The sequence below is a fragment of the Actinomadura viridis genome (genome assembly GCF_015751755.1).
Lineage (GTDB): Bacteria > Actinomycetota > Actinomycetes > Streptosporangiales > Streptosporangiaceae > Spirillospora > Spirillospora viridis.
In genome coordinates, this window is record NZ_JADOUA010000001.1 from 7,743,008 (window position 1) to 7,760,643 (window position 17,636).

16 protein-coding genes are annotated in these 17,636 nt (G+C 71.3%); 5 read left to right on the forward strand and 11 right to left on the reverse strand.

The genetic code is table 11. The features are described 5' to 3' along the window. Positions 1-12: 12 nt before the first annotated feature. From IW256_RS35195 to IW256_RS35210, 4 genes are read right to left on the reverse strand one after another with little or no spacing between them, the layout of a single operon-like run. Positions 13-1,242, reverse strand: a complete 1,230-nt coding sequence (locus IW256_RS35195) for an MFS transporter (protein WP_197015049.1) — start codon at positions 1,240-1,242, stop codon at positions 13-15. Then, positions 1,239-2,246: an ABC transporter substrate-binding protein gene (locus IW256_RS35200; RefSeq protein WP_197015050.1), complete on the reverse strand. Its 1,008-nt coding sequence runs from the start codon at positions 2,244-2,246 to the stop codon at positions 1,239-1,241. Before IW256_RS35200 ends, IW256_RS35195 begins: the two co-directional genes overlap by 4 nt. After that, positions 2,243-3,028 carry an ABC transporter ATP-binding protein gene (locus tag IW256_RS35205; RefSeq protein WP_197015051.1) on the reverse strand — a complete coding sequence of 262 codons (786 nt, stop codon included), beginning with the start codon at positions 3,026-3,028 and terminating at the stop codon, positions 2,243-2,245. Before IW256_RS35205 ends, IW256_RS35200 begins: the two co-directional genes overlap by 4 nt. Further along, the gene (locus IW256_RS35210) at positions 3,028-4,101 is read right to left on the reverse strand and encodes a FecCD family ABC transporter permease (protein WP_231404059.1); all 1,074 of its coding nucleotides are present in this window, start codon (positions 4,099-4,101) and stop codon (positions 3,028-3,030) included. Before IW256_RS35210 ends, IW256_RS35205 begins: the two co-directional genes overlap by 1 nt. Positions 4,102-4,543: 442 nt before the next feature. On the opposite strand from IW256_RS35210, the gene blaOXA reads away from it, so the two are divergent. After that, a complete protein-coding gene (gene blaOXA, locus IW256_RS35215) occupies positions 4,544-5,434 on the forward strand; it encodes a class D beta-lactamase (protein ID WP_197015053.1) in 891 nt (296 codons plus the stop codon). Positions 5,435-5,490: 56 nt separating this feature from the next. Here the strand turns inward: blaOXA and IW256_RS35220 are convergent, their stop codons facing one another. After that, entirely contained in the window at positions 5,491-5,940 is a 450-nt protein-coding gene (locus IW256_RS35220; protein WP_197015054.1) for a hypothetical protein, read from the reverse strand. Between the two features lie 411 nt (positions 5,941-6,351). On the opposite strand from IW256_RS35220, the gene IW256_RS35225 reads away from it, so the two are divergent. After that, positions 6,352-6,783, forward strand: a complete 432-nt coding sequence (locus tag IW256_RS35225) for an ester cyclase (protein WP_197015055.1) — start codon at positions 6,352-6,354, stop codon at positions 6,781-6,783. A gap of 81 nt (positions 6,784-6,864) precedes the next feature. Next, complete coding sequence (locus IW256_RS35230; RefSeq protein WP_307829294.1) at positions 6,865-7,893, forward strand: GlxA family transcriptional regulator; 1,029 nt, start codon at positions 6,865-6,867, stop codon at positions 7,891-7,893. A 97-nt stretch (positions 7,894-7,990) separates the two neighbouring features. Here IW256_RS35230 and IW256_RS35235 read toward each other — a convergent pair whose 3' ends face one another. From IW256_RS35235 to IW256_RS35245, 3 genes are all read right to left on the reverse strand, one after another. Continuing rightward, positions 7,991-8,677 (reverse strand): alpha/beta fold hydrolase, encoded by a 687-nt coding sequence (locus tag IW256_RS35235; RefSeq protein WP_197015056.1) that lies wholly within the window; start codon positions 8,675-8,677, stop codon positions 7,991-7,993. Between the two features lie 126 nt (positions 8,678-8,803). Beyond that, on the reverse strand, positions 8,804-9,166 hold the full coding sequence (locus IW256_RS35240; RefSeq protein WP_197015057.1) for a DUF3237 family protein: 363 nt from the start codon (positions 9,164-9,166) through the stop codon (positions 8,804-8,806). 256 nt (positions 9,167-9,422) lie between these two features. Next, a complete protein-coding gene (locus tag IW256_RS35245) occupies positions 9,423-10,355 on the reverse strand; it encodes an NADP-dependent oxidoreductase (RefSeq protein ID WP_197015058.1) in 933 nt (310 codons plus the stop codon). Between the two features lie 75 nt (positions 10,356-10,430). Between IW256_RS35245 and IW256_RS35250 the strand changes: the two genes are divergently transcribed. Beyond that, positions 10,431-10,838, forward strand: a complete 408-nt coding sequence (locus IW256_RS35250; RefSeq protein ID WP_197015059.1) for a winged helix-turn-helix transcriptional regulator — start codon at positions 10,431-10,433, stop codon at positions 10,836-10,838. Positions 10,839-10,971: 133 nt separating this feature from the next. Here IW256_RS35250 and IW256_RS35255 read toward each other — a convergent pair whose 3' ends face one another. Next, on the reverse strand, positions 10,972-11,145 hold the full coding sequence (locus IW256_RS35255; protein ID WP_269217973.1) for an aldo/keto reductase: 174 nt from the start codon (positions 11,143-11,145) through the stop codon (positions 10,972-10,974). Between the two features lie 224 nt (positions 11,146-11,369). Then, on the reverse strand, positions 11,370-12,545 hold the full coding sequence (locus IW256_RS35260) for an MFS transporter (protein ID WP_307829295.1): 1,176 nt from the start codon (positions 12,543-12,545) through the stop codon (positions 11,370-11,372). Between the two features lie 54 nt (positions 12,546-12,599). Between IW256_RS35260 and IW256_RS35265 the strand changes: the two genes are divergently transcribed. Further along, positions 12,600-13,346, forward strand: coding sequence for an AraC family transcriptional regulator (locus tag IW256_RS35265; RefSeq protein ID WP_197015061.1), 747 nt, complete (start codon positions 12,600-12,602; stop codon positions 13,344-13,346). Positions 13,347-13,809: 463 nt separating this feature from the next. Here the strand turns inward: IW256_RS35265 and IW256_RS35270 are convergent, their stop codons facing one another. Continuing rightward, on the reverse strand, positions 13,810-17,634 hold the full coding sequence (locus IW256_RS35270; protein WP_197015062.1) for a CHAT domain-containing protein: 3,825 nt from the start codon (positions 17,632-17,634) through the stop codon (positions 13,810-13,812). Positions 17,635-17,636: the final 2 nt, after the last annotated feature.

Below are 17,636 nucleotides of genomic sequence, written 5' to 3' on the forward strand. Positions count from 1 at the left end.
CCACGTGGCCTGCTACCTGACCGAGAAGTGGCGGGAGCCGGGGGCGAGCGCCGCGGCGGCGGGTGCCGCGAAACAGACGACGGCGCAGGCGCCGAGGACGGGTCCGGGACCGAACGCGCCCATGGCGGGGGCGATGAGGGCCAGCCCGAGAGGGGCCAGACCGTAGGACAGCAGAAAGTCCAGGGACGACACCCGGGCCAGCTTGCCGGGGGCGACCTCCCGCTGGATCGCGGTGAACCACGGCACGTTGAACAGCTCGATGCCGATGCCGGTCAGCACGTAGGCCGCGATGACGACCGCCGGGTGCAGCGGAAGCAGCAGGGCCAGCGGGGCGACGCCGTAGCAGGCCAGGCCCGCCAGCGCCGTCCAGCCCTCGGCTCGGGGCCGCAGGCGGGCGATGAGGACCGCGCCCAAGACCGCCCCGACGATGTAGGCGGTCGCGGCGCCGGCGAGTACCGCCTCACTGCCGTAACGGTCACGGCTGACCAGCGGCAGGGCCACACCGGTCGCGGAGTATCCGGTCGCGATGACGGCCGTGAGCGCGCCCAGCCCGGCCAGGAACCACGGATGCCGGCGCGCCTCGCGGACTCCCTCGGCGAATTCGCCCCAGAACCCGGGGCGGTCCGTCTCCGGTCTCGGGGCGGGCACGCCGGCCGGGGGTGCCAGGGCGGCGACCAGCCAGAGCGCTCCGATGCCGATCAGCAGGCCCCGGGCGTCGACGAGTACCGCCAGCAGGGCCGCCACGGCAGGCCCTGCCAGCGTGGTGACCCTGACGGCCAGGGTGATGGCGGCGTTGGCCTGCCGGCGCCGCGCCGCGTCGACGACCTCGGTGGTCAGCGCCTGGAAGGCCGGACGGCAGGCGCCCTGCCCGGCTCCCGACACCGCCGCCGCGACCGCCATCAGCGCCGCCGAACGGCCCAGCCCCAAGGCCATCACGGGTGAGGCGGCGGCCGCGGTCAACCCCGCCCACAGCACTGTGGCACGCCGCGAGTACCGGTCGGCGACGACCCCGCTGACCGGCACCGCGGCCAGGAACCCCACGGTGCGGGCGGCCAGCACCACGCCCAGCCCGGCGGGCGAGAACGAACGTTCCAGGACCGCGAGACCGAGGACGAACGGCAGCGCCCAGGTCGCCAGGCCGGAGGCGGTGGTGCCCGCCCACAGCCGCAGGAACCTCCTCTCACGCAGAACCGAACGGCGCGAAGGGCCGGCGATCCTGGTGAGCCGGGATCGGCCGGTCATCGTTCGAGGGAACGGAGGTACCGGGAGAACTTCTCCAGGCCGTCGATGGTGCGGGGGCCGCTGATGCCCTCGTTGTAGTCGAGAACGAAGAAGTTGTTCCTCTTGACGGCGGGCAGCTCCCGGGTGTGGGGGGAGGACTTCAGGAAGCCGATCTTCTTGTCCGCGGGCCGGTCGCCGTAATCCAGGATGATGATCACTTCTGGTCCGGCCTTGGCGACGGCCTCCCAGGTGACCTGGGCCCAGCGCTTGTCGAGGCCGTCGAAGATGTTGCGGCCTCCGGCCGTGGCGATGATGTCGTTGGGCGGGACCTGGCGGCCGGCGGTGAAGGGCTGGTCGGTGCCGGAGTCGTAGAGGAAGACCGGCACGGGCCGGCCCTTGGGCGCGCCGGCCCGGACGGCCTGGACGCGCTTCTTCAGGCCGTCCACGACCCCGGCGGCCTTGGGTTCGACTCGGAAGATCTTGCCGAGCCGTTCGAGGTCGGTGTACAGGGCCTCGAACGGCGTGACGCGCTCGGGATGGCCGGGGTAGTTGAAGCAGCTCTCGGTGTGCATGAAGCTCTGGATGCCGAGCTTGTCGAGGATCTGGGGTGTGATGCCCCGCTGGTCGCTGAAGCCGGAGTTCCAGCCCGCCACGACGAGGTCGGCCTTGGCGGCCACCACGATCTCCTTGTTGAGGAGGTCGTCACTGAGCATCTTCACCTTCGCGTACTCGGACGCCCACGGAGACTCGGTGACCGGCGGATTGGCGGGCGGCATCACATAGCCGTGCACATGATCGGTCAGTCCCAGGACGAAGAGCTTGTCGGCGCTGCCGCCCTCGTAGGCGACCGTCCGCTTGGGAAGCGTGTACCGGACCGGCTCGCCGCATCGGTCGACGGTGACCCTCCCGGCCCCGGCGTCCCGCTCGACCTCGGCACCGCAGCCGGTGAGCACCAGTGCGGCCGCGACGGCTGAGCCCAGGACGCCGCGGCGGCGTGCCGGGTGGAGGAACGAGGTCATGCTCATGATGTGCCTTTCAGGCCGGAGGGCAGCGAATAGAGCAGTTGGGGGTCACCCGTCAGCGGGTGGGCGACGACGCAGGTCGTGACGCCGAACACCTGGCCGACCAGCTCCGGGGTGAGCACTTCGGCAGGGGGGCCGGCGGCCACCAGCCGGCCGTCGGACAGCACGCCGAGCCGGTCGCAGGCCGCAGCGGCGAGGTTGAGGTCGTGCAGGACGACCAGAACGGTCGGCCCGCATCCCCGCAGCATCGAAAGCAGCTCGATCTGGTGGCGTACATCCAGGTGGTTGGTCGGCTCGTCGAGCACCAGGATCTGGGGCTCCTGCACCAGCGCACGGGCCAGCAGGACGCGCTGACGCTCCCCGCCCGACAGGGTGAGCACGCTGCGGCGGGCCAGATGGCCGATGCCGAGCAGGCCCATCGTCCGCGCGCACAGCTCCCGTTCCCTCCGGCCGAGCGCCTGGTTGCCCCGCAGATGGGGAGTACGGCCCAGCGCGACGACCTCCTCGACGGTGAAGTCGAGGTCGACGGCGCTCTCCTGGGTCATGGCGGCGACAAGCTGCGCGCTGCGGCGCACGGGCAGCCGGGACAGGTCGTCACCGCCCACCCGTACGGTGCCGGAACTCGGGCGCAGCGCGCGGTACACACACCGCAGGGCGGTGGACTTCCCGCTGCCGTTGGGGCCGACCAGCCCCACGACCTGCCCGCCGCCCACCTCCAGCGACAGGTCGCGCAGGAGGCTCCTGCCGTCGGTCACCACCGACAGGCCGTCCAGGATCAGCTCCATCAGCGACCTCCGAAGATGTAGGCCCGGCGGCGAATCAGCGTGATGAACACCGGCACCCCGACCAGCGCGGTGATGGTGCCCAGCGGCATCTCGCGCGGGGCCACGAGGGTCCGCGAGGCCAGATCGACCCACACCATGAAGACCGCTCCGGCCGGCGGCGCGACGGCCAGGACCCGTGCATGGACGGCTCCGGCCACCATGCGCACCAGATGCGGCATGACCAGCCCGACGAACCCGATGGCGCCGCTCACCGCGACCATCACGCCGGTGACCAGCGAGACGAGCACCAGCAGGCTCCTGCGGTACCGGTCGGGATCGATCCCCAGGCTCCTGGCGGTCTCGTCGCCGAGCGCCAGGACGTCCAAGGCGCGGGCGTGCCGGTACAGCACGGCCGTGCAGAGGAGCACCGCCGACGCCACCAGCGGGAGCGCGCCCCAGGTGGCGGCGCCGAACCCGCCCATCGTCCAGTACAGGACCGTGCTGGTCGCCTCGCTGTCCGGCGCGAAGTAGATGATCACGCTCATCAGCGCCTGGAATCCGAGCCCGAGCGCCACACCGGTCAGGACCAGCCGCAACGGGGACAGCTCACCCCTGCTGGACGACGCGGCGTACACCAGCAGCGACGCGGCCAGGGCACCGGCGAAAGCGCCGGCGGAGACCGCGTACACACCCAGCACCGCCAGCCCGCCGGTGACCGTGACGGCGACCGCGCCGACGGAGGCGCCCGAGGAGACCCCCAGGACGAAGGGATCGGCGAGCGGGTTCCGTACCAGCGCCTGGATCGTGACCCCGACGGTGCTCAGCCCTGCCCCCACCACCGCCGCCAGCAGCACCCGCGGCGTGCGGATCTGCCAGATGATCTGGTAGGTAGCCGCCTCCTCCGCGCCGACGCGCCCACCGCTGAACGCCGCCCACAGATACCGCGCGGTCTGCTCCGGCGGGACCACGGCGGCCCCCAGCCCGATCGCCACGACGACGGAGACCGCGAGAACCACCGACAGCACCAGGCAGGTCGCGATCAGGCCCGCGCGGGAGGCGAGCCGTTCCCGCACACCAACCGCAGGCGAGGGCATGGAGCGACCTCCCAAAATGAAAATGGAAATCATGTTCGCGAGGAACCTAGCACAGAACGCCCCCAAGCCCTCGGCCGCCCGGGGTTGCCCGACCGCGTGAGGCGGGCCGTCGCCTTCTCGCCGTCCGGTGATCGGCTCGCCGGCCGGTTCGGCGCCGCCTGGCCGTCCGGCAGCCAGGACCGCAGGAGCGCCCGGCGAGCGCCGCGTCCGACCAGTGGACCGAGGCCCGCCGCCACAGGGCCCTCGCCACGGGTGCGTTGGATCACCCGATCCTCGGCCGGCGGGGAACGGTCCGGTCGGCACGAAATGTCGCGCGGCGGTCGATTTATGCCGCATGACTACTAGGCCACTCGGTTGGCCTGCAATGATTTGCTTTTAAATATCATTCAGCGGTCGATATCCATATTGGACAAAAGGCGCCGCATAGTGGTCGAGTGACCGCATGATCGAGCTTTCTTCCCGAAATCTGCGCGCCCGGCTAGGTGCCACCACGCTCGCCGCGCTCACCCTCTTCGGCACCGCCGCGTGCGGCGCCGCCCCCCATGACTCCGCCCCGCGCGCCGCCGCCGCCGTCGCGGCGGCCGACCAGATCCGGCCCGGCATCACCGAGCGCGACGATCTGCGCGCGGTGTTCGACGCGGCGGGCGTGCGCGGCTCGTTCGCGCTGCTGGACGTGAGAACCCGGAGCACGACCGTGGTGGATCGGCGGCGTGCCCAGACCCCGCTGGTGCCCGCTTCCTCCTTCAAGGTCCCGCACGCACTGGTCGCCCTGGAAACCGGGACGGTCAAGAGTCCCGACGAGGTGATCCCCTGGGATGGGACGCCCCAGCCATTTCCCGAATGGGAGCAGGACATGACGATGCGGGAGGCCGTCCGCGTCTCCAACGCCGCGGCGTTCCAGGTGATCGCCCGCCGCATCGGCCTGCAGCGCGAACGGCAGTGGCTGCAGCGGCTCGGCTACGGCAACCGCCAGACCGGGACGGTGGTGGACCGCTTCTGGCTGGACGGCCCGCTGAAGATCTCGGCGGTGGAGCAGACCCGGTTCATGGAGCGGCTGGCGGCCGGGCGCCTGCCCGCCTCGCGCGAGCACCAGCGCACCGTCCGCGAACTGATCAAGCAGGAGGAGAAGGACGGGTACACGCTGTTCGCCAAGTCGGGCTGGCAGAACGCCCCCGGCCCCGGGACCGGCTGGTGGGCCGGGTGGGTCGAGCGCGGCGGACGTGTCTACACCTTCGCGCTGAACATCGACGTCGTCAAGGACGGCGACGCCGGTAAGCGCGCCACGGTCGCGCGTGAGTTGCTGCAGAGGCTGAACGTGCTGCCCACTGCGTGAGCATCTTTTCTGGGGACCACGGTGACCGTCGCACGGTCACCGTGGTCCCCGCACAGTCAGTCCAGCGCTCCGTACACGAGGGCGGCCACCGCGCCGTACGCCAGATGGGGGACGACGTCGGACGCCCAGTCCGACGCCGACCACTGGCGGGGATCGGTCAGGCCGAGGGCGGTCATCGGTACGCTCGACCCGGCCATCGCCAGCCCGGTCAGGACGAGGGCCCCGACCGGCCGCGGGAGGCGGCGGCGCCCCGCCAGCAGGCCGTAGAGCAGCCCGGCGCCGAGGCCCGTGCCGAAGCCGAGCATCGGCCCGAGCCCGGCCTTGCGGTTCTCGGCCTTCTCGCCTTCGCCCAGGTCGAACCCGGCCACGTCGGCCAGTTTCTCGACGCTCTGCTCGGGCGTGCTGCTGGCCGGCCGTCCCCGGACCGCCATATCGAGATAGGTCACCATATTGAGGGCGGTGGTCCCGGCCGCCCCGGCGGCCAGTCCGCGCGTGATTCTGTCCATACGGTCGCGCTACCCAGCATCCGCGGCCTCCCACATCCCCACTGAGGTGGGAAATGTGGTCGCCGCGGAAGGCCGCCGGCAAGGCGATCATCAGCGGAAGGCCGCTGTCACCGGTCCGCGCGAACACACAGGCAGCGGAATCCAAGCGCCCCGGTTTCGTTAGCGGCTCCAGGTTCCGCCCACATCGCCGGCGCGGTCGCGACAGATCAGGGGTCGAGTCCCCAGGGGAACGGTCACCGTTGATCACCAGCGCCGCTGGAGTCCATCGGGTTCGTGAAAGTCCGTCACCGGACCCGGTGGGCTCCGGCCTGAGGCGGCGCCGGAGGGCGGTCGCCGGGTTGGCCGCCGCGCATCGGATCGTGGCCGGAGTCCCGGTTCCGCGTCCCATGGAAGGTACCTAACGTCCCATGAGTGAGCGTGGACTATCTGCTCAACCTGTATGAGCGCTACCGGACGGCCTGGGAGGCCCGGGACTGGCAGCGCTTCCGCAGCACACTGCACCCGGCGTACGTGTTCACGGTGTGCGGCGAGCCCATGGGCGAGATCGCCGAGACCATCGGATGGAGCGTGCAGCTGAGAGCGGCGTTCCCTGACTTCCGGCAGGACGTCCGCGCCCGGTATCCCGCCGAACACGCGCTCATCGTCGAGGCCGTCGCCTCGGGGACGACCAGCGGGATCCCGCCCGCCTTGGCTCTCCCGCCACCGCCGCCCGGCCGGAGACTGCATCTTCCGTACGTGAAGGTGCTCCGAATCGAGGACGGCCTGATCCGTGAGGACCGGCAGTACCACGACACGGCGACCTTCCTGCGGCAGCTCTATCCCGGGGCCGAGGGAGGGGCGTGAACCGGTGCCTGGCCGGAAACCATCGGTCGTCGGCGATCCGGCCCCTGGTCACGGGCCGGTCCGCCCTCTACGGTGCCGGGAGTGGGGCACCATCGCATCGCGCTCATCGCGCCGCGGCGGCCCAACCTGTTCGAGCTCGGCGTCGCGGTGGAGATCTTCGGATCCCCGCGGTCCGAGCCGCCGGAGTGGTACGACTTCACGGTCTGCTCGGCCGGCACGGGACCGGGGCCGGCCGAGGGCGGACTCGTCGACGTCGCCATCGCGGACGGCCTGGAGGCCGCGGAGGCCGCCGACACGGTCATGGTCCTGGGGTCGGAGGTGGAGCCGTTCGAACCCGAAGTCCTGACGGCCGTCCGGCAGGCGTACGAACGCGGCGCGCGCATCGTGGGGCTTTGCACCGGCGCCTTCGTTCTCGCGGCGGCCGGTGTGCTCGACGGGCGCACCGCCACCACCCATTGGAAGCACGCCGTACGGCTCGCACGCCGGCACCCGCGCACCCGCGTGCACAGCGACGTGCTCTACGTGGACGACGGCCAGGTCCTGACATCGGCCGGGATGTCGGCCGCCGTCGATCTGTGCCTGCACATCATCCGCGAGGACCACGGCGTCCGCGTCGCCCGGGACGTCGCGCGGCACCTGGTGATGCCGCCGCACAGGGAGGGCGGTCAGGCGCAGTACATCGTGGCCCCGGTGCCGGAGCTGAGCTCCTCCACAGCGGGCGTCCAGCGTGCGATCGACTACCTGGGCGAGCACCTGGACCAGGACCTGAGAGTGGACGAGCTCGCGGCGGTCGCGTACATGTCCCCCCGCAACTTCTCCCGCCGTTTCCGCCAGGTCACCGGGACGACACCGAACCGCTGGATCCTCGACCAGCGCCTCGCCCGGGCACGCGAGCTCCTCGAGGAGACCGACGAGTCGATCGAGCAGGTCGCCCGCCTGTCCGGGTTCGGCAGCCCGGTCACGATGCGGCAGCGCTTCGCCCAGATCCTGCACACGTCCCCTTCGGCCTACCGCCGTACGTTCCGGACGATGGGGCACAGCGCACCGGCGGGCGGGGACGGAACGCCCATCCCGGAGATCGGAAACAGGGAGACCGCCCGGACCTGCTGATCCACGGACCCGATCTCCAGGGCCTCGGGCACGTGGGTCCGGTCCCGGACACCCGGGCGGTCATCGCCGGGTGCCCGGACCCGATGGGGCGGACGCCTCAGGAGCCGAGCCGCAGCAGCCGCCGGGCCAGCGTGACGGGGCGGGTGACCATGACGGAGTGTCCGGAGGAGATCTCGTCGATGGCGCAGCCCGCTTCGATGGCGAACTCGCGGAACGGCATCGTCCCTGGGACGCACAGCAGGGCGTGACGTTCCACGCCCAAGGCGTCGAGACGCTGCGAATCCAGCGTGGACTCGACCGGATCGGTGAAGGTCGCCAGAGGGTGCTCGACGAGCCGCCGCCCCAGCCAGGCGGCCTCAGCGGAGTCGTCGGGAACGCCGATCGACCCCAGCGGCGGGATCGGGAGCATCGCCGGGTCACCGGTGGCCGAGGTACGGCACCAGTCGGCGAACCAGTCCGGGGCCACGTCCAGCAGGGACTTGCCGGCGGGCGCGAGCCACGCGTCCAGCAGCACGAGCCGGTCCACGCCACCGCTCCGGATCACGGCCTGGGAGGCGGGGACACCGGCGTAACTGTGGGCGACCAGGGTCACGGGCCCGCCGAAGCCGGACGCCTTGGCGATCAGCTCCTCCACCTGAGTGACGTGGTCGGACAGGCGGGTTCCCGCGTCGGCCCGCAGCGACGGGGTCAGCACGGTCCGTCCGGGCGCCTGCAGTATCGGAAGGGTCTTCTTCCAGGTCGTCCCCTGGTTCCAGGCGCCGTGGACGAGGATGAACGTGGACATGAAACCTCTTTCGTCGCCGGCCGGAGGACCGGACCATGGGGTGGTTCTGAAGGCCGGACCGCCCGATCGTGCGCCGGGACCGGAGACCGGAACCGCCCTGCCGGGCCGGGACTTTCGAACAGAGCCTCAGGCAAGGGCGCTGATCCGGTAGCGGATCCGGGAGATCGACAGGTCGCACCGGGCGACCGTCACCAGCCGGTTGAGCCAGGCGTACCTGGCTCTGGTCTCGAACAGCGGACACGTCCTGATGTAGGCGTCGTCGGCGCCGACCTCCTCGCCGGCGAGGAACCTGCCGGTGTGCTCGCCCAGGTCCGCGCGGCCCGTGGTGGTCAGCTGGATCGCGGCGCCGTCATGGGTCTGGACGATCCCCTGACGTCGATCCGCGGGACACGGTCGGGACCGTTCCGAAAGAGATGTCCAGCGAGCACAGGTACTCCAGATGGACGTCGGCCGGGGCGCCCGCGGCCGGTTCCGAGGTGGGGATGGCATCGTTCACGCGTCCACCGTCACGGTGGTGACCGGCCGCCGCAAGACCTGTGGCGGGACCCCAGCGGACCTTGGCCGGAAGGCGTCTGTCCCGGACGCGGCGGCTACCGCAGGGTGATGGTCGTGAACGATGTGCCTGCCATCGAACCCCGGCTGACCGCCCACCGTCCCGCCACCCCGGGCCGGAAGGACGCGTGATCCGCTCATGACTCGGTTCGACCCCGATCTCGGGAACGGGAAAGGCCCGGTGTCCCGGCGCTCAGGGCGCCAGGACGACGCGACCGCGGTGACCGCCGCGCTCGTACAGCTCGTGCGCCTTCCGCGCCTCCGCCAGCGGCAGCACTTCGGCCACGCGGGGCGTGAGGTGCCCCGCCCCGGCCAGCTCGGCCAGTTCACCGAGGCGCGCGCCGTCGGCGTACACCTCCTGGACGACGACGGTGGTCGCGCGGATCGGCGGTGGCGCGAACGGCGCGACCAGGGCGACGAAGGTTCCGCCGCCCCGCAGGGCGTTGTGGGCGCCGATGCCCAGGATCGCGGCGTCGATGACCGCGTCGACTCCGGCCGGGACGAGCTCGCGCACCTGGTTGCCCAGGTCCCCGGCGTCCGTCAGCACGTGGTCGGCGCCGAGCGCTTCCAGATGGGCGAGGTCGCGAGGGCGTCCCAGCGCTATGGTCCGGATGCCGATCCGCCCGGCGAGTTCCACGACGTAACCGCCGACCGCGCCGCCGGCGCCGGTGACCAGGAGCGTGCCGCCCTCGTCGAGCCCGGTCAGGCGGACGGCCCGGTCGGCGGTCAGGGCGTTGAGCGGGAGCGTGGCCGCGAGCTCGTCCGGAAGCGAGACCGGCGCCGGAGCGACGGCCGATTCGTGCAGCACCACGAACTCGGCGTGCGCACCGCCGGAGAACAACAGGTCCCGCAGCCCGATGACCCGATCGCCGACCTTCACGCGGGAGACGTCCGGACCGACGGCGTCCACGACGCCCACGACGTCCCACCCGAGACCGAACGCGGTGCCCCCCTCCATCAGCCCTGCCTGCACGAGACGTCCCGCGCGGGCGGACACGTCGATCGGGTTCAGCGACGACGCGCCGACGCGCACCCTGACCCGCTGCGACCCGGCGTCCGGAACCGGGACATCGGACACGTTCACGACCTCGGGACCACCGTGCTCCCGAACGATGACTGATTTCATGCGGAACATATTCGGCCGCCACCGGGCTGCCCGGGAGACCGCACTTCCCAGTGCCTGAGGTTCCTGGAGGAAACCATGACGCTCACCGCCGACCAGCGACGCGCCGCCGCGCGGGACACCTATAACGCCAACCTGCTCGAATGCCCAGGACATCAAGTCCTCGCCACACTGAGCGACAAGTGGGTCACGCTGGTCCTGGCCGCACTCGGTGACGGCCCGCTCCGCCACACCGAACTCGCCCGCACCGTCGCAGGCGCGACCCAGAAGATGCTGACCCAGACGCTGCGCAAACTCGAACGCGAAGGCATGCTCGACCGGACGATCGAAACCTCGGTTCCGCCCAAGGTGACCTACTCCCTGACACCGCTGGGAATGTCCCTCCTTCCAGTGCAACGTGCCATCAAGGACTGGGCCGAACGCCACGTCGCCGAGATCGAACGGGCCCGCGCCAGGTACGACGAGAACGCGGCCGACCGGGCATGAGCGCGTCGCCCTCCGCGACTTCGTACAGGCCGCCCGCGAACTGGTCGGCAGCCCCCGAGAACGATCGGCCGCCCCGGCCGGCGCCGTGAGCATCACCACGGCGCTCATGATCCGACGAGACCGCTGACATCCCTCAGTCCGTGGGAGCCGACCCGATCCCGAGGTCGTCCAGCTTGGTCAAGTCCTCATGAGACAGGGAGAGTCCCGCGCCCGCGATGTTCTCGCGTAGGTGTGCCGTCGATGATGTGCCGGGGATGAGCAGGATGTTCGGTGATCGCTGCAGCAGCCAGGCCAGTGCGACGGACATCGGTGTCGCCTCCGAACGGGCGGCGATCGCCGAGAGCGCCGAGGACTGAAGCGGGGTGAAGCCTCCGAGAGGGAAGAGCGTGTGCGGGAGGAAACGACGATCGCGGAGTCCGCACCTCACCATGCCCGGCTGCTCGTCGGATTCGGGGGTGCCGGTAAGAGTCGTGCAACCAGGTACATGCGGTCGAGTTCGCTCAGGTCGGCGGTGGCGCTGACGGACCCTGGTCAGGCAGGGGGAGTGGCCGGGTCGGGTGTCGTCTCCGGGATGGAGGGCGGGGTGGGTTCGGGCAGGGTGCGGAAGAACAGCCAGCTGAGTGCGGGCATGAGGATGAGCGGTGCCAGGGCGGTGCGCAGGGTGGTGTGGTCGGCGAGGGCGCCGATGAGGGGGCTGGCCAGGCCGCCGATGCTGACGGTGAGGCCGAGGGTGACGCCGCCGGCGGTGCCGATGCGGGAGGGCAGGTAGTCCTGACCCAGGGTGATCTGCAGGGAGAAGGGGATGTACAGGCCGGCGGAGGTCGCCGCGACGAACAGGTACAGGGCGGGGCCGGGCACGAACACGACGCCGGCGATGGCGGCGATGGCGGCCAGGTAGGACCAGCGGGAAACGGTGACACGTCCCCACCGGGCTGCGAGGGCGCCGCCGAGGACGGAGCCGAACGCGCCGCCGAGGTAGAGGACGAACAGGGCGGCGGTGCCGGCGGCGGTGCTGCCCAGGGTCTGCTGGGCGTGCAGGGCGATGAAGGTGCTGAGCCCGACGAAGGCGATGGAGCGGTACACCACGGCCAGCGACAGCCTCACGAACGAACCGACGTCATTCTCGCCGACCGGCGCCGCGACGGCAGCGGTGGCGTGCCGCCGGGCGAGGGCGCGCAGGACGGGCAGGCACAGGACGGCGCCGGCGAGGGCGGGCAGCACCAGCAGCGGCGTCGACCGAAGGCCTCCGGCGGCCATGGCGGCGGCGACCATGAGGGGGGCGAGGGCGAAGCCGAGGTTGCCGCCGGTGGAGAACCAGGCCATGGCGTTGTGACTGCCCTCGGAGGCCAGGCGGGCGAGGCGCGCGGATTCGGGATGGTAGGCGGCCACGCCGATGCCCGACAACGCCACGAACGCCAGGGTGAGCCCGTAGGAGCCGCTGAGCCCGCTCAACGCGATGCCCACGCCGCCCAGCAGGGTGCTGACCGGCAGCAGCCACGGCATCGTCCACCGGTCGGTGAGCGCCCCGAACAACGGCTGCACGAACGACGACAGCAGCGAGGCGGCCAGCACCATGCCCGAGACGGTGGCGTAATCGTAAGCGCGCTCGGCGACGAAGAAGGGGACGAGGGCGGCGACGGCGCCCTGGTAGACGTCGATGCAGGCGTGCCCGATGGACAGCAGAGTGATGGAGGTGTTCCTTCGCACCCGTTCATGCTCACTGACCTGCACGTTGTCGCACTTCCGATAAAGTGCCCGGCGATGACGGAAATTCGCCACGACCCCATCGCGCCGACGCGCACGCAACACCTGCCGTCCGGCGCGATGATCGACGCGCACCGGCACGACGACCACCAGATCATCTACGCCGGCCGCGGGGTGCTGGCGATCACGACCAGCGCGGGCTCGTGGGTCACCCCGGGCACGAACGCGATCTGGGTGCCCGCCGGGATCGTTCACGCCCACCAGGCCCACGGCGACCTCGACCTGCACCTGGTCGGCCTGCCCACGACCGACAACCCCCTCGGACTGGACACCCCCACCGTGCTGAAGGTGAGCCCGCTGCTGCGTGAGCTGATCATCGCCTACACCCGCGACCAGGAAGGCGATGGTGGCCCGGAGCGTGCGCGGATGAGGGCGGTGCTGCTCGACCAGCTGCGCGCCTCCCCCCAGCAGGCTCTGCACCTGCCGGCCCCCGCGTCGCCGCTGCTGCGCGCCGTGTGCGGGATCTTGCAGGAGGATCCGGCCGACGGCCGTACCCTTGTCGAGCTCGGCCGCCAGGTCGGCGCGAGCGGCCGTACCCTGTCCCGTCTGTTCCGGACCGACCTCGGCATGACGTTCCCCCAATGGCGCACCCAGCTCCGCCTCCAGCACGCCCTGGTCCTGCTCGCCGACAAGCAGCCGGTGACCGCGGTGGCGCACCGGTGCGGCTGGGCTTCGGCGAGCGCGTTCATCGACGCCTTCCGCCGCACCTTCGGCCACACCCCCGGCACCCACCTCGACCCCTGACCTCGGCCCGGCTGCCAGGGACAGCGGCCTGGCCTTACAGGGGGCCACCGGATACGGCAGGAGGAGGCCGCGGGCTACCGGACCCAGACGCACGGCTGCACCAGCGACCCCCGCGACACCGGCGGCTGTGCCCTATCCATCACCAACCGATTCGACATCCCCTGACGGTGCAGCGTTCATCGACGATGGGTGCGTGGAGTCGCCCGATCGCGTGTGAGAACGCAGCCATGCCGGGAGACGTGCCGGGGGCCCGAGCCGCCCGGCAAACAGGACGCGGAGTGCCCGTGCCGCGGCTGTGCCTTCGACGACGGTAAGGCATGCCCGCGACGTGCTCGAGCAGGTCCTGGATCAGCGTCACGTCCGGACCTCCTAGTCGCCCGCGGCGAATCCGGCGCGGTGTACTCGCTGCCGCGGTCGGAGTGAAAGATCACCTCGTCCACGCGAGCGCGAACCGCGTCGCGGTTCACAAGGACAGACCCGGCGGGCGTAGCTCTTTGAGCAGCGGGAGGAGGATCAGCAGGGCTCTGGTGTCGACGATGCCGGGCAGGGCCGACGCGTCCCGGCGGTCGGCGAGCAGCCGGAAGGCGGCGGCCCAGGGACGGGTGTTGGGGTCGTCGTCCCAGAGTCGGCAGAGTTCTTCGAGGGCGTTGCGCGCGTCCTGGTCACCGCCGGCGGCGGCGGTGACGGCTTCGAAGACCGGTGCGAGTTCCCGGCGCGCCGCTTCGACGTCCTCTCTTCTCTCCTGCTCCGCCTGCTCGTTCTTTTCCCGCAGTGCCGACAGCGTTTCGGTGAGCCGGCTCTGGCTTTCCGCGAGCCTCTCCTCCGTCCGGGCCGAGCGTTGCACGAGGTCGAGGAAGGGCAGCTTCCGCCCGTCGGATGCGGGCAGGCGTTCGGCGATCCAGGCGAAGTCGATCTCGGCGGGGTCCGCGACCTCGTCGAGCAGATCGTCGAGCAGCCAGCCGAACTCCTCCAGCGGTCGTGCGGCCAAGTCGGGGGACGACATGCCGTGAAGCACGACACCGGCCAGCAGGTGAGCGCACGCGAAGCCGTAGCGGAGCATGGCTTCGTCCTCTTCCAACGGCGTATGGTGCTGCTCGGTATCCGGTACGCGCGTGAAGATGGTCGCCGCGTGCGCGGCGCACGCCTGGAGATGCAGGTTGCCGACGACCAGGGAGTCGAGGTCGCTGGCATAACCGAGTGCGAGCGATGTCTCGTGGAACCTGGACATGTCGGCGTAACGGCCCCTCGGCGAGTCCACGGCCGTTCGCGCGACGATCGCCCGGTGGCTCGCGCCGACGTCGTCGTAGGCCGCCGCGATCCGCTGCACGCCGTCGAGGAGAGCCTCGGCCTCGTCCAGACGCCCCAGCGCGGCCAGTGCCTGCGCCTTCTGCACCGTCGGCGTGCTCATCGCGCTCAGCGGGGCACGGCGCCGCGCCCGCAGCAGCAGCAGCCGATCGGTGTACTCGAGCGACTCGTCCCAGCGATGCAGGATGGCGGACGCCCACATCGCCGTCTCCAGCGCCTCCTCCAGCACGAGCGCACGCGTGAGCTCCGCCACCGGGCGGAGGTCGCGCCGGCTGTCCCCGTCGGTGTCGATGATCGCCCGCGCTTGGGAAAGTGCCTGCTCCGCGTCGCCCAGAACGAGGGAGCGGCGAGCGTTCAGCTGGCCGAGCCGGTCCAGGTAAGGCTGGTTTCGGTCGGAGCTTTCAAACATCGCCGACACTTCGGGGAAAAGTCCCCCGAAGGCGTCGTGTTCATTGAGCTCCAGCTGGAGGTTCAGGAGAGAAAGCCCGATAAAGGCCGAGATATCCGGTTCGTTCGCCGCCTGTGCACAGAGGTCTGTCAGGCGCGCCCGCCGGTCGAGCAGCGATTCGGTGGTGAGCGCGGTGGCCAGCGCGACGAGCAGGCCCTCCCTCCCGCCGCCGTCGGGCCGCCACAGCCGGGCGGCGATCCAGAACGGCCGCAGCTCGCCGGCCGACGTGACCCCCGCGTCCATCGCCGTGCACAGCAGCCGCAGTCCCTCCTCGGACCGTCCCTCCTTGATGAGTTCCAGGCTGACCAGGAGGTACCTGTCCCAACTCCCCTTCGTGACCTCCGGCGGGGGATCTTCCTGCGGCGCCGTGGGCTCGGGGACGGCCGGCCCCTCCCCCGATCGCGAATCGCCGGTTCGCAGCAACTCGCCCGCGAACGGGACGAGCTGCCATCCCGCGGCCGTTTCGACGACCACGCCCCGGTCGAGCAGGCCGTCCATCGGGAATCGGGGAACCTCGCCGTCGCTGCCGCAGTCCCTCATCCGCCACCACTCCGGCCATACTTCCTCGATCTCCGCCGTCGTGATCGCCTCTTGCAAGGTGGCGGAGAGCGCGATGAGCGTGGCGAGCGAGCGTCCCGCCGTGTCCAGCCCGGCGGTGACCCGCGCCGCCCACCGGCAGGCCTCCACCACGGGCTGCCAGGATGGCTCATCCCTGCTCGAACCGCCTTGCGCGATACGGTGCAGTTCCGCGAGCGCCTTCTTCAGCCCGAGGTCGGCGCTGACGGAGTCGAGGACGGCCACGGCGCCGGGACTTCTGTCGGTGCCGTTGACCAGGCTGATCAGCTCCGTCTTCAGAGCGGAGAATTCGTCCTCGTGGTCCGCCAGCTCCTGGACGGCGCCGTTGAGGCGCGGCAGCTCCGCGGCGAGCAGCAGCACCTCCGTGGCGGACAGGCCACCGACACCGATGGTCAGGTCCACGCCGTCGACGGGCAGGCGGGAGGTCAGGACGGCCCGGGACGCTCCATCATGCCCGGTGAGCAGCTCCACCGTCCTACGCCACGATGCCGGAAGGCGGCCATCGTGCATGACCCGGTCGAGTCCGTCGACGACGATGAGGAACCGCCGCTCACGGAGCGTACGCGCGGCCTCTGGCCACCCGCCGAGCGGCTCCGCCAGCACGTCCGGGGCGTCTCCTTCGGCGAGCGTCACGCTGACGACGCGCTCGAACAGTCCGCGGGCGGCGTCGGCGAACTCGTTGGCGCAGGTGCTCTTCCCGACGCCGTATCCCCCGGTCAGGACGGCCGAACGGACGGCGCCGCGCGGGCGGAGCAGCACCGACATGCGGCGCAGCTCGTCGGCCCGCCCGACGAAGACGGCTGGGTCGGCGGGCGGCGGCGCGACGCTCCGCGCGGTGCCCGCTCCCATGGGGAGGTCGGCGCCGGCCGGGGAGTACAGGACGGGCGTGAACTCGGCGAGCAGACCGAGCGCGTCGTCGTGGACCAGGTCGCGAGCCGCGCGCAGCGCGTTCCCGTAAGCCTCCTCGACGGACCGGCCCTCAAGCAGCAGGCCCTCGTAGAACGCGGTCGCGTAGTGGCGGGCGAAGGAGTCGTCGACGGCGAAGCGCATGGCGACGACGACCGTGCCCAGGCTCCGGGCGAGCCGCACCGCCACCCCCTGCGTGCCCGGTTCCGGAGGCGGCACGTCGCGCGCCGCGCCGTCGTGGAGCCGGCCGATCAGCCGGGCGGCCTGGTTGGCGCCGGTGTCGCAGGCACCGAGGACGACGAGCCGCACCAAGCCCCGCTGAGGTTCGAGCATCGACCTGAGCTCGTCGGCGGTGACGAGGTCCCGCGCGCCGGTGTCGTCGGCCAGCACGAGCCCGTCCCGCGCGCCGTGCCCGCCGAAGTGAATGACGTCGAACTGCTCTTCCGCGAGGAGCTCGCGAAGGGTGTCGCGAGTGACGCCATATTGCAGACACGTCAACGACACGGGCAAACGTACCGCCGCCGCGCGTGCCGCGATCGATTGCAGGGCCAGCCGCTCCGCCCTGAGCCCTAGCTCGGCGATATCGGAGGGGAGGGGAAAGACCGCCAACATCCGGGTCGCCGACGGTGCCGCATGCGCCGGCCCGTCGCCGCCGACCCGGAAACCGAAGGTCACCCCGAGCGAGGCGAGGGAGCCCCCGGCCAGGCGGGCAAGCTCCAGCGGAGCCGCCAGCAGCCGGTGCAAGCCAGGGGCGAGGTCGACGGCGACGCTCGTGGGCGGCCGCGCGGCGAGCTCGCCTGCCAGGTCGGGGCCGAACACCTTCCTCGTCATCCAGATTCCGAGGTCGTCGAGCAATTCCCGCAGATGCGCGGCACCGAACCCGGAAACGCTGTAGCGACTGAGGTAACCCGAAAGATCATTAAAGGGTTCCCGGCGCCAATCGTTGTCCAGCTCGACCCGCTTGGTGGCGATCCTTGCGCCGTCGGACAGCAGCTCCCAGGTCCAGGCAGCGTCGCCGGTACCGTCCACCGCACGCAGAACGAGTCGTCGCATGC

Excerpts from the sequence above, each read along its gene's own strand:
- IW256_RS35195 (WP_197015049.1), bottom strand. The coding sequence starts at position 1,242 with ATGACCGGCCGATCCCGGCTCACCAGGATCGCCGGCCCTTCGCGCCGT.
- IW256_RS35200 (WP_197015050.1), bottom strand. The coding sequence starts at position 2,246 with ATGAGCATGACCTCGTTCCTCCACCCGGCACGCCGCCGCGGCGTCCTG.
- IW256_RS35205 (WP_197015051.1), bottom strand. The coding sequence starts at position 3,028 with ATGGAGCTGATCCTGGACGGCCTGTCGGTGGTGACCGACGGCAGGAGC.
- IW256_RS35210 (WP_231404059.1), bottom strand. The coding sequence starts at position 4,101 with ATGCCCTCGCCTGCGGTTGGTGTGCGGGAACGGCTCGCCTCCCGCGCG.
- blaOXA (WP_197015053.1), top strand. The coding sequence starts at position 4,544 with ATGATCGAGCTTTCTTCCCGAAATCTGCGCGCCCGGCTAGGTGCCACC.
- IW256_RS35220 (WP_197015054.1), bottom strand. The coding sequence starts at position 5,940 with ATGGACAGAATCACGCGCGGACTGGCCGCCGGGGCGGCCGGGACCACC.
- IW256_RS35235 (WP_197015056.1), bottom strand. The coding sequence starts at position 8,677 with ATGTCCACGTTCATCCTCGTCCACGGCGCCTGGAACCAGGGGACGACC.
- IW256_RS35240 (WP_197015057.1), bottom strand. The coding sequence starts at position 9,166 with ATGCCATCCCCACCTCGGAACCGGCCGCGGGCGCCCCGGCCGACGTCC.
- IW256_RS35245 (WP_197015058.1), bottom strand. The coding sequence starts at position 10,355 with ATGAAATCAGTCATCGTTCGGGAGCACGGTGGTCCCGAGGTCGTGAAC.
- IW256_RS35250 (WP_197015059.1), top strand. The coding sequence starts at position 10,431 with ATGACGCTCACCGCCGACCAGCGACGCGCCGCCGCGCGGGACACCTAT.
- IW256_RS35255 (WP_269217973.1), bottom strand. The coding sequence starts at position 11,145 with ATGTCCGTCGCACTGGCCTGGCTGCTGCAGCGATCACCGAACATCCTG.
- IW256_RS35265 (WP_197015061.1), top strand. The coding sequence starts at position 12,600 with ATGACGGAAATTCGCCACGACCCCATCGCGCCGACGCGCACGCAACAC.
- IW256_RS35270 (WP_197015062.1), bottom strand. The coding sequence starts at position 17,634 with ATGCGACGACTCGTTCTGCGTGCGGTGGACGGTACCGGCGACGCTGCC.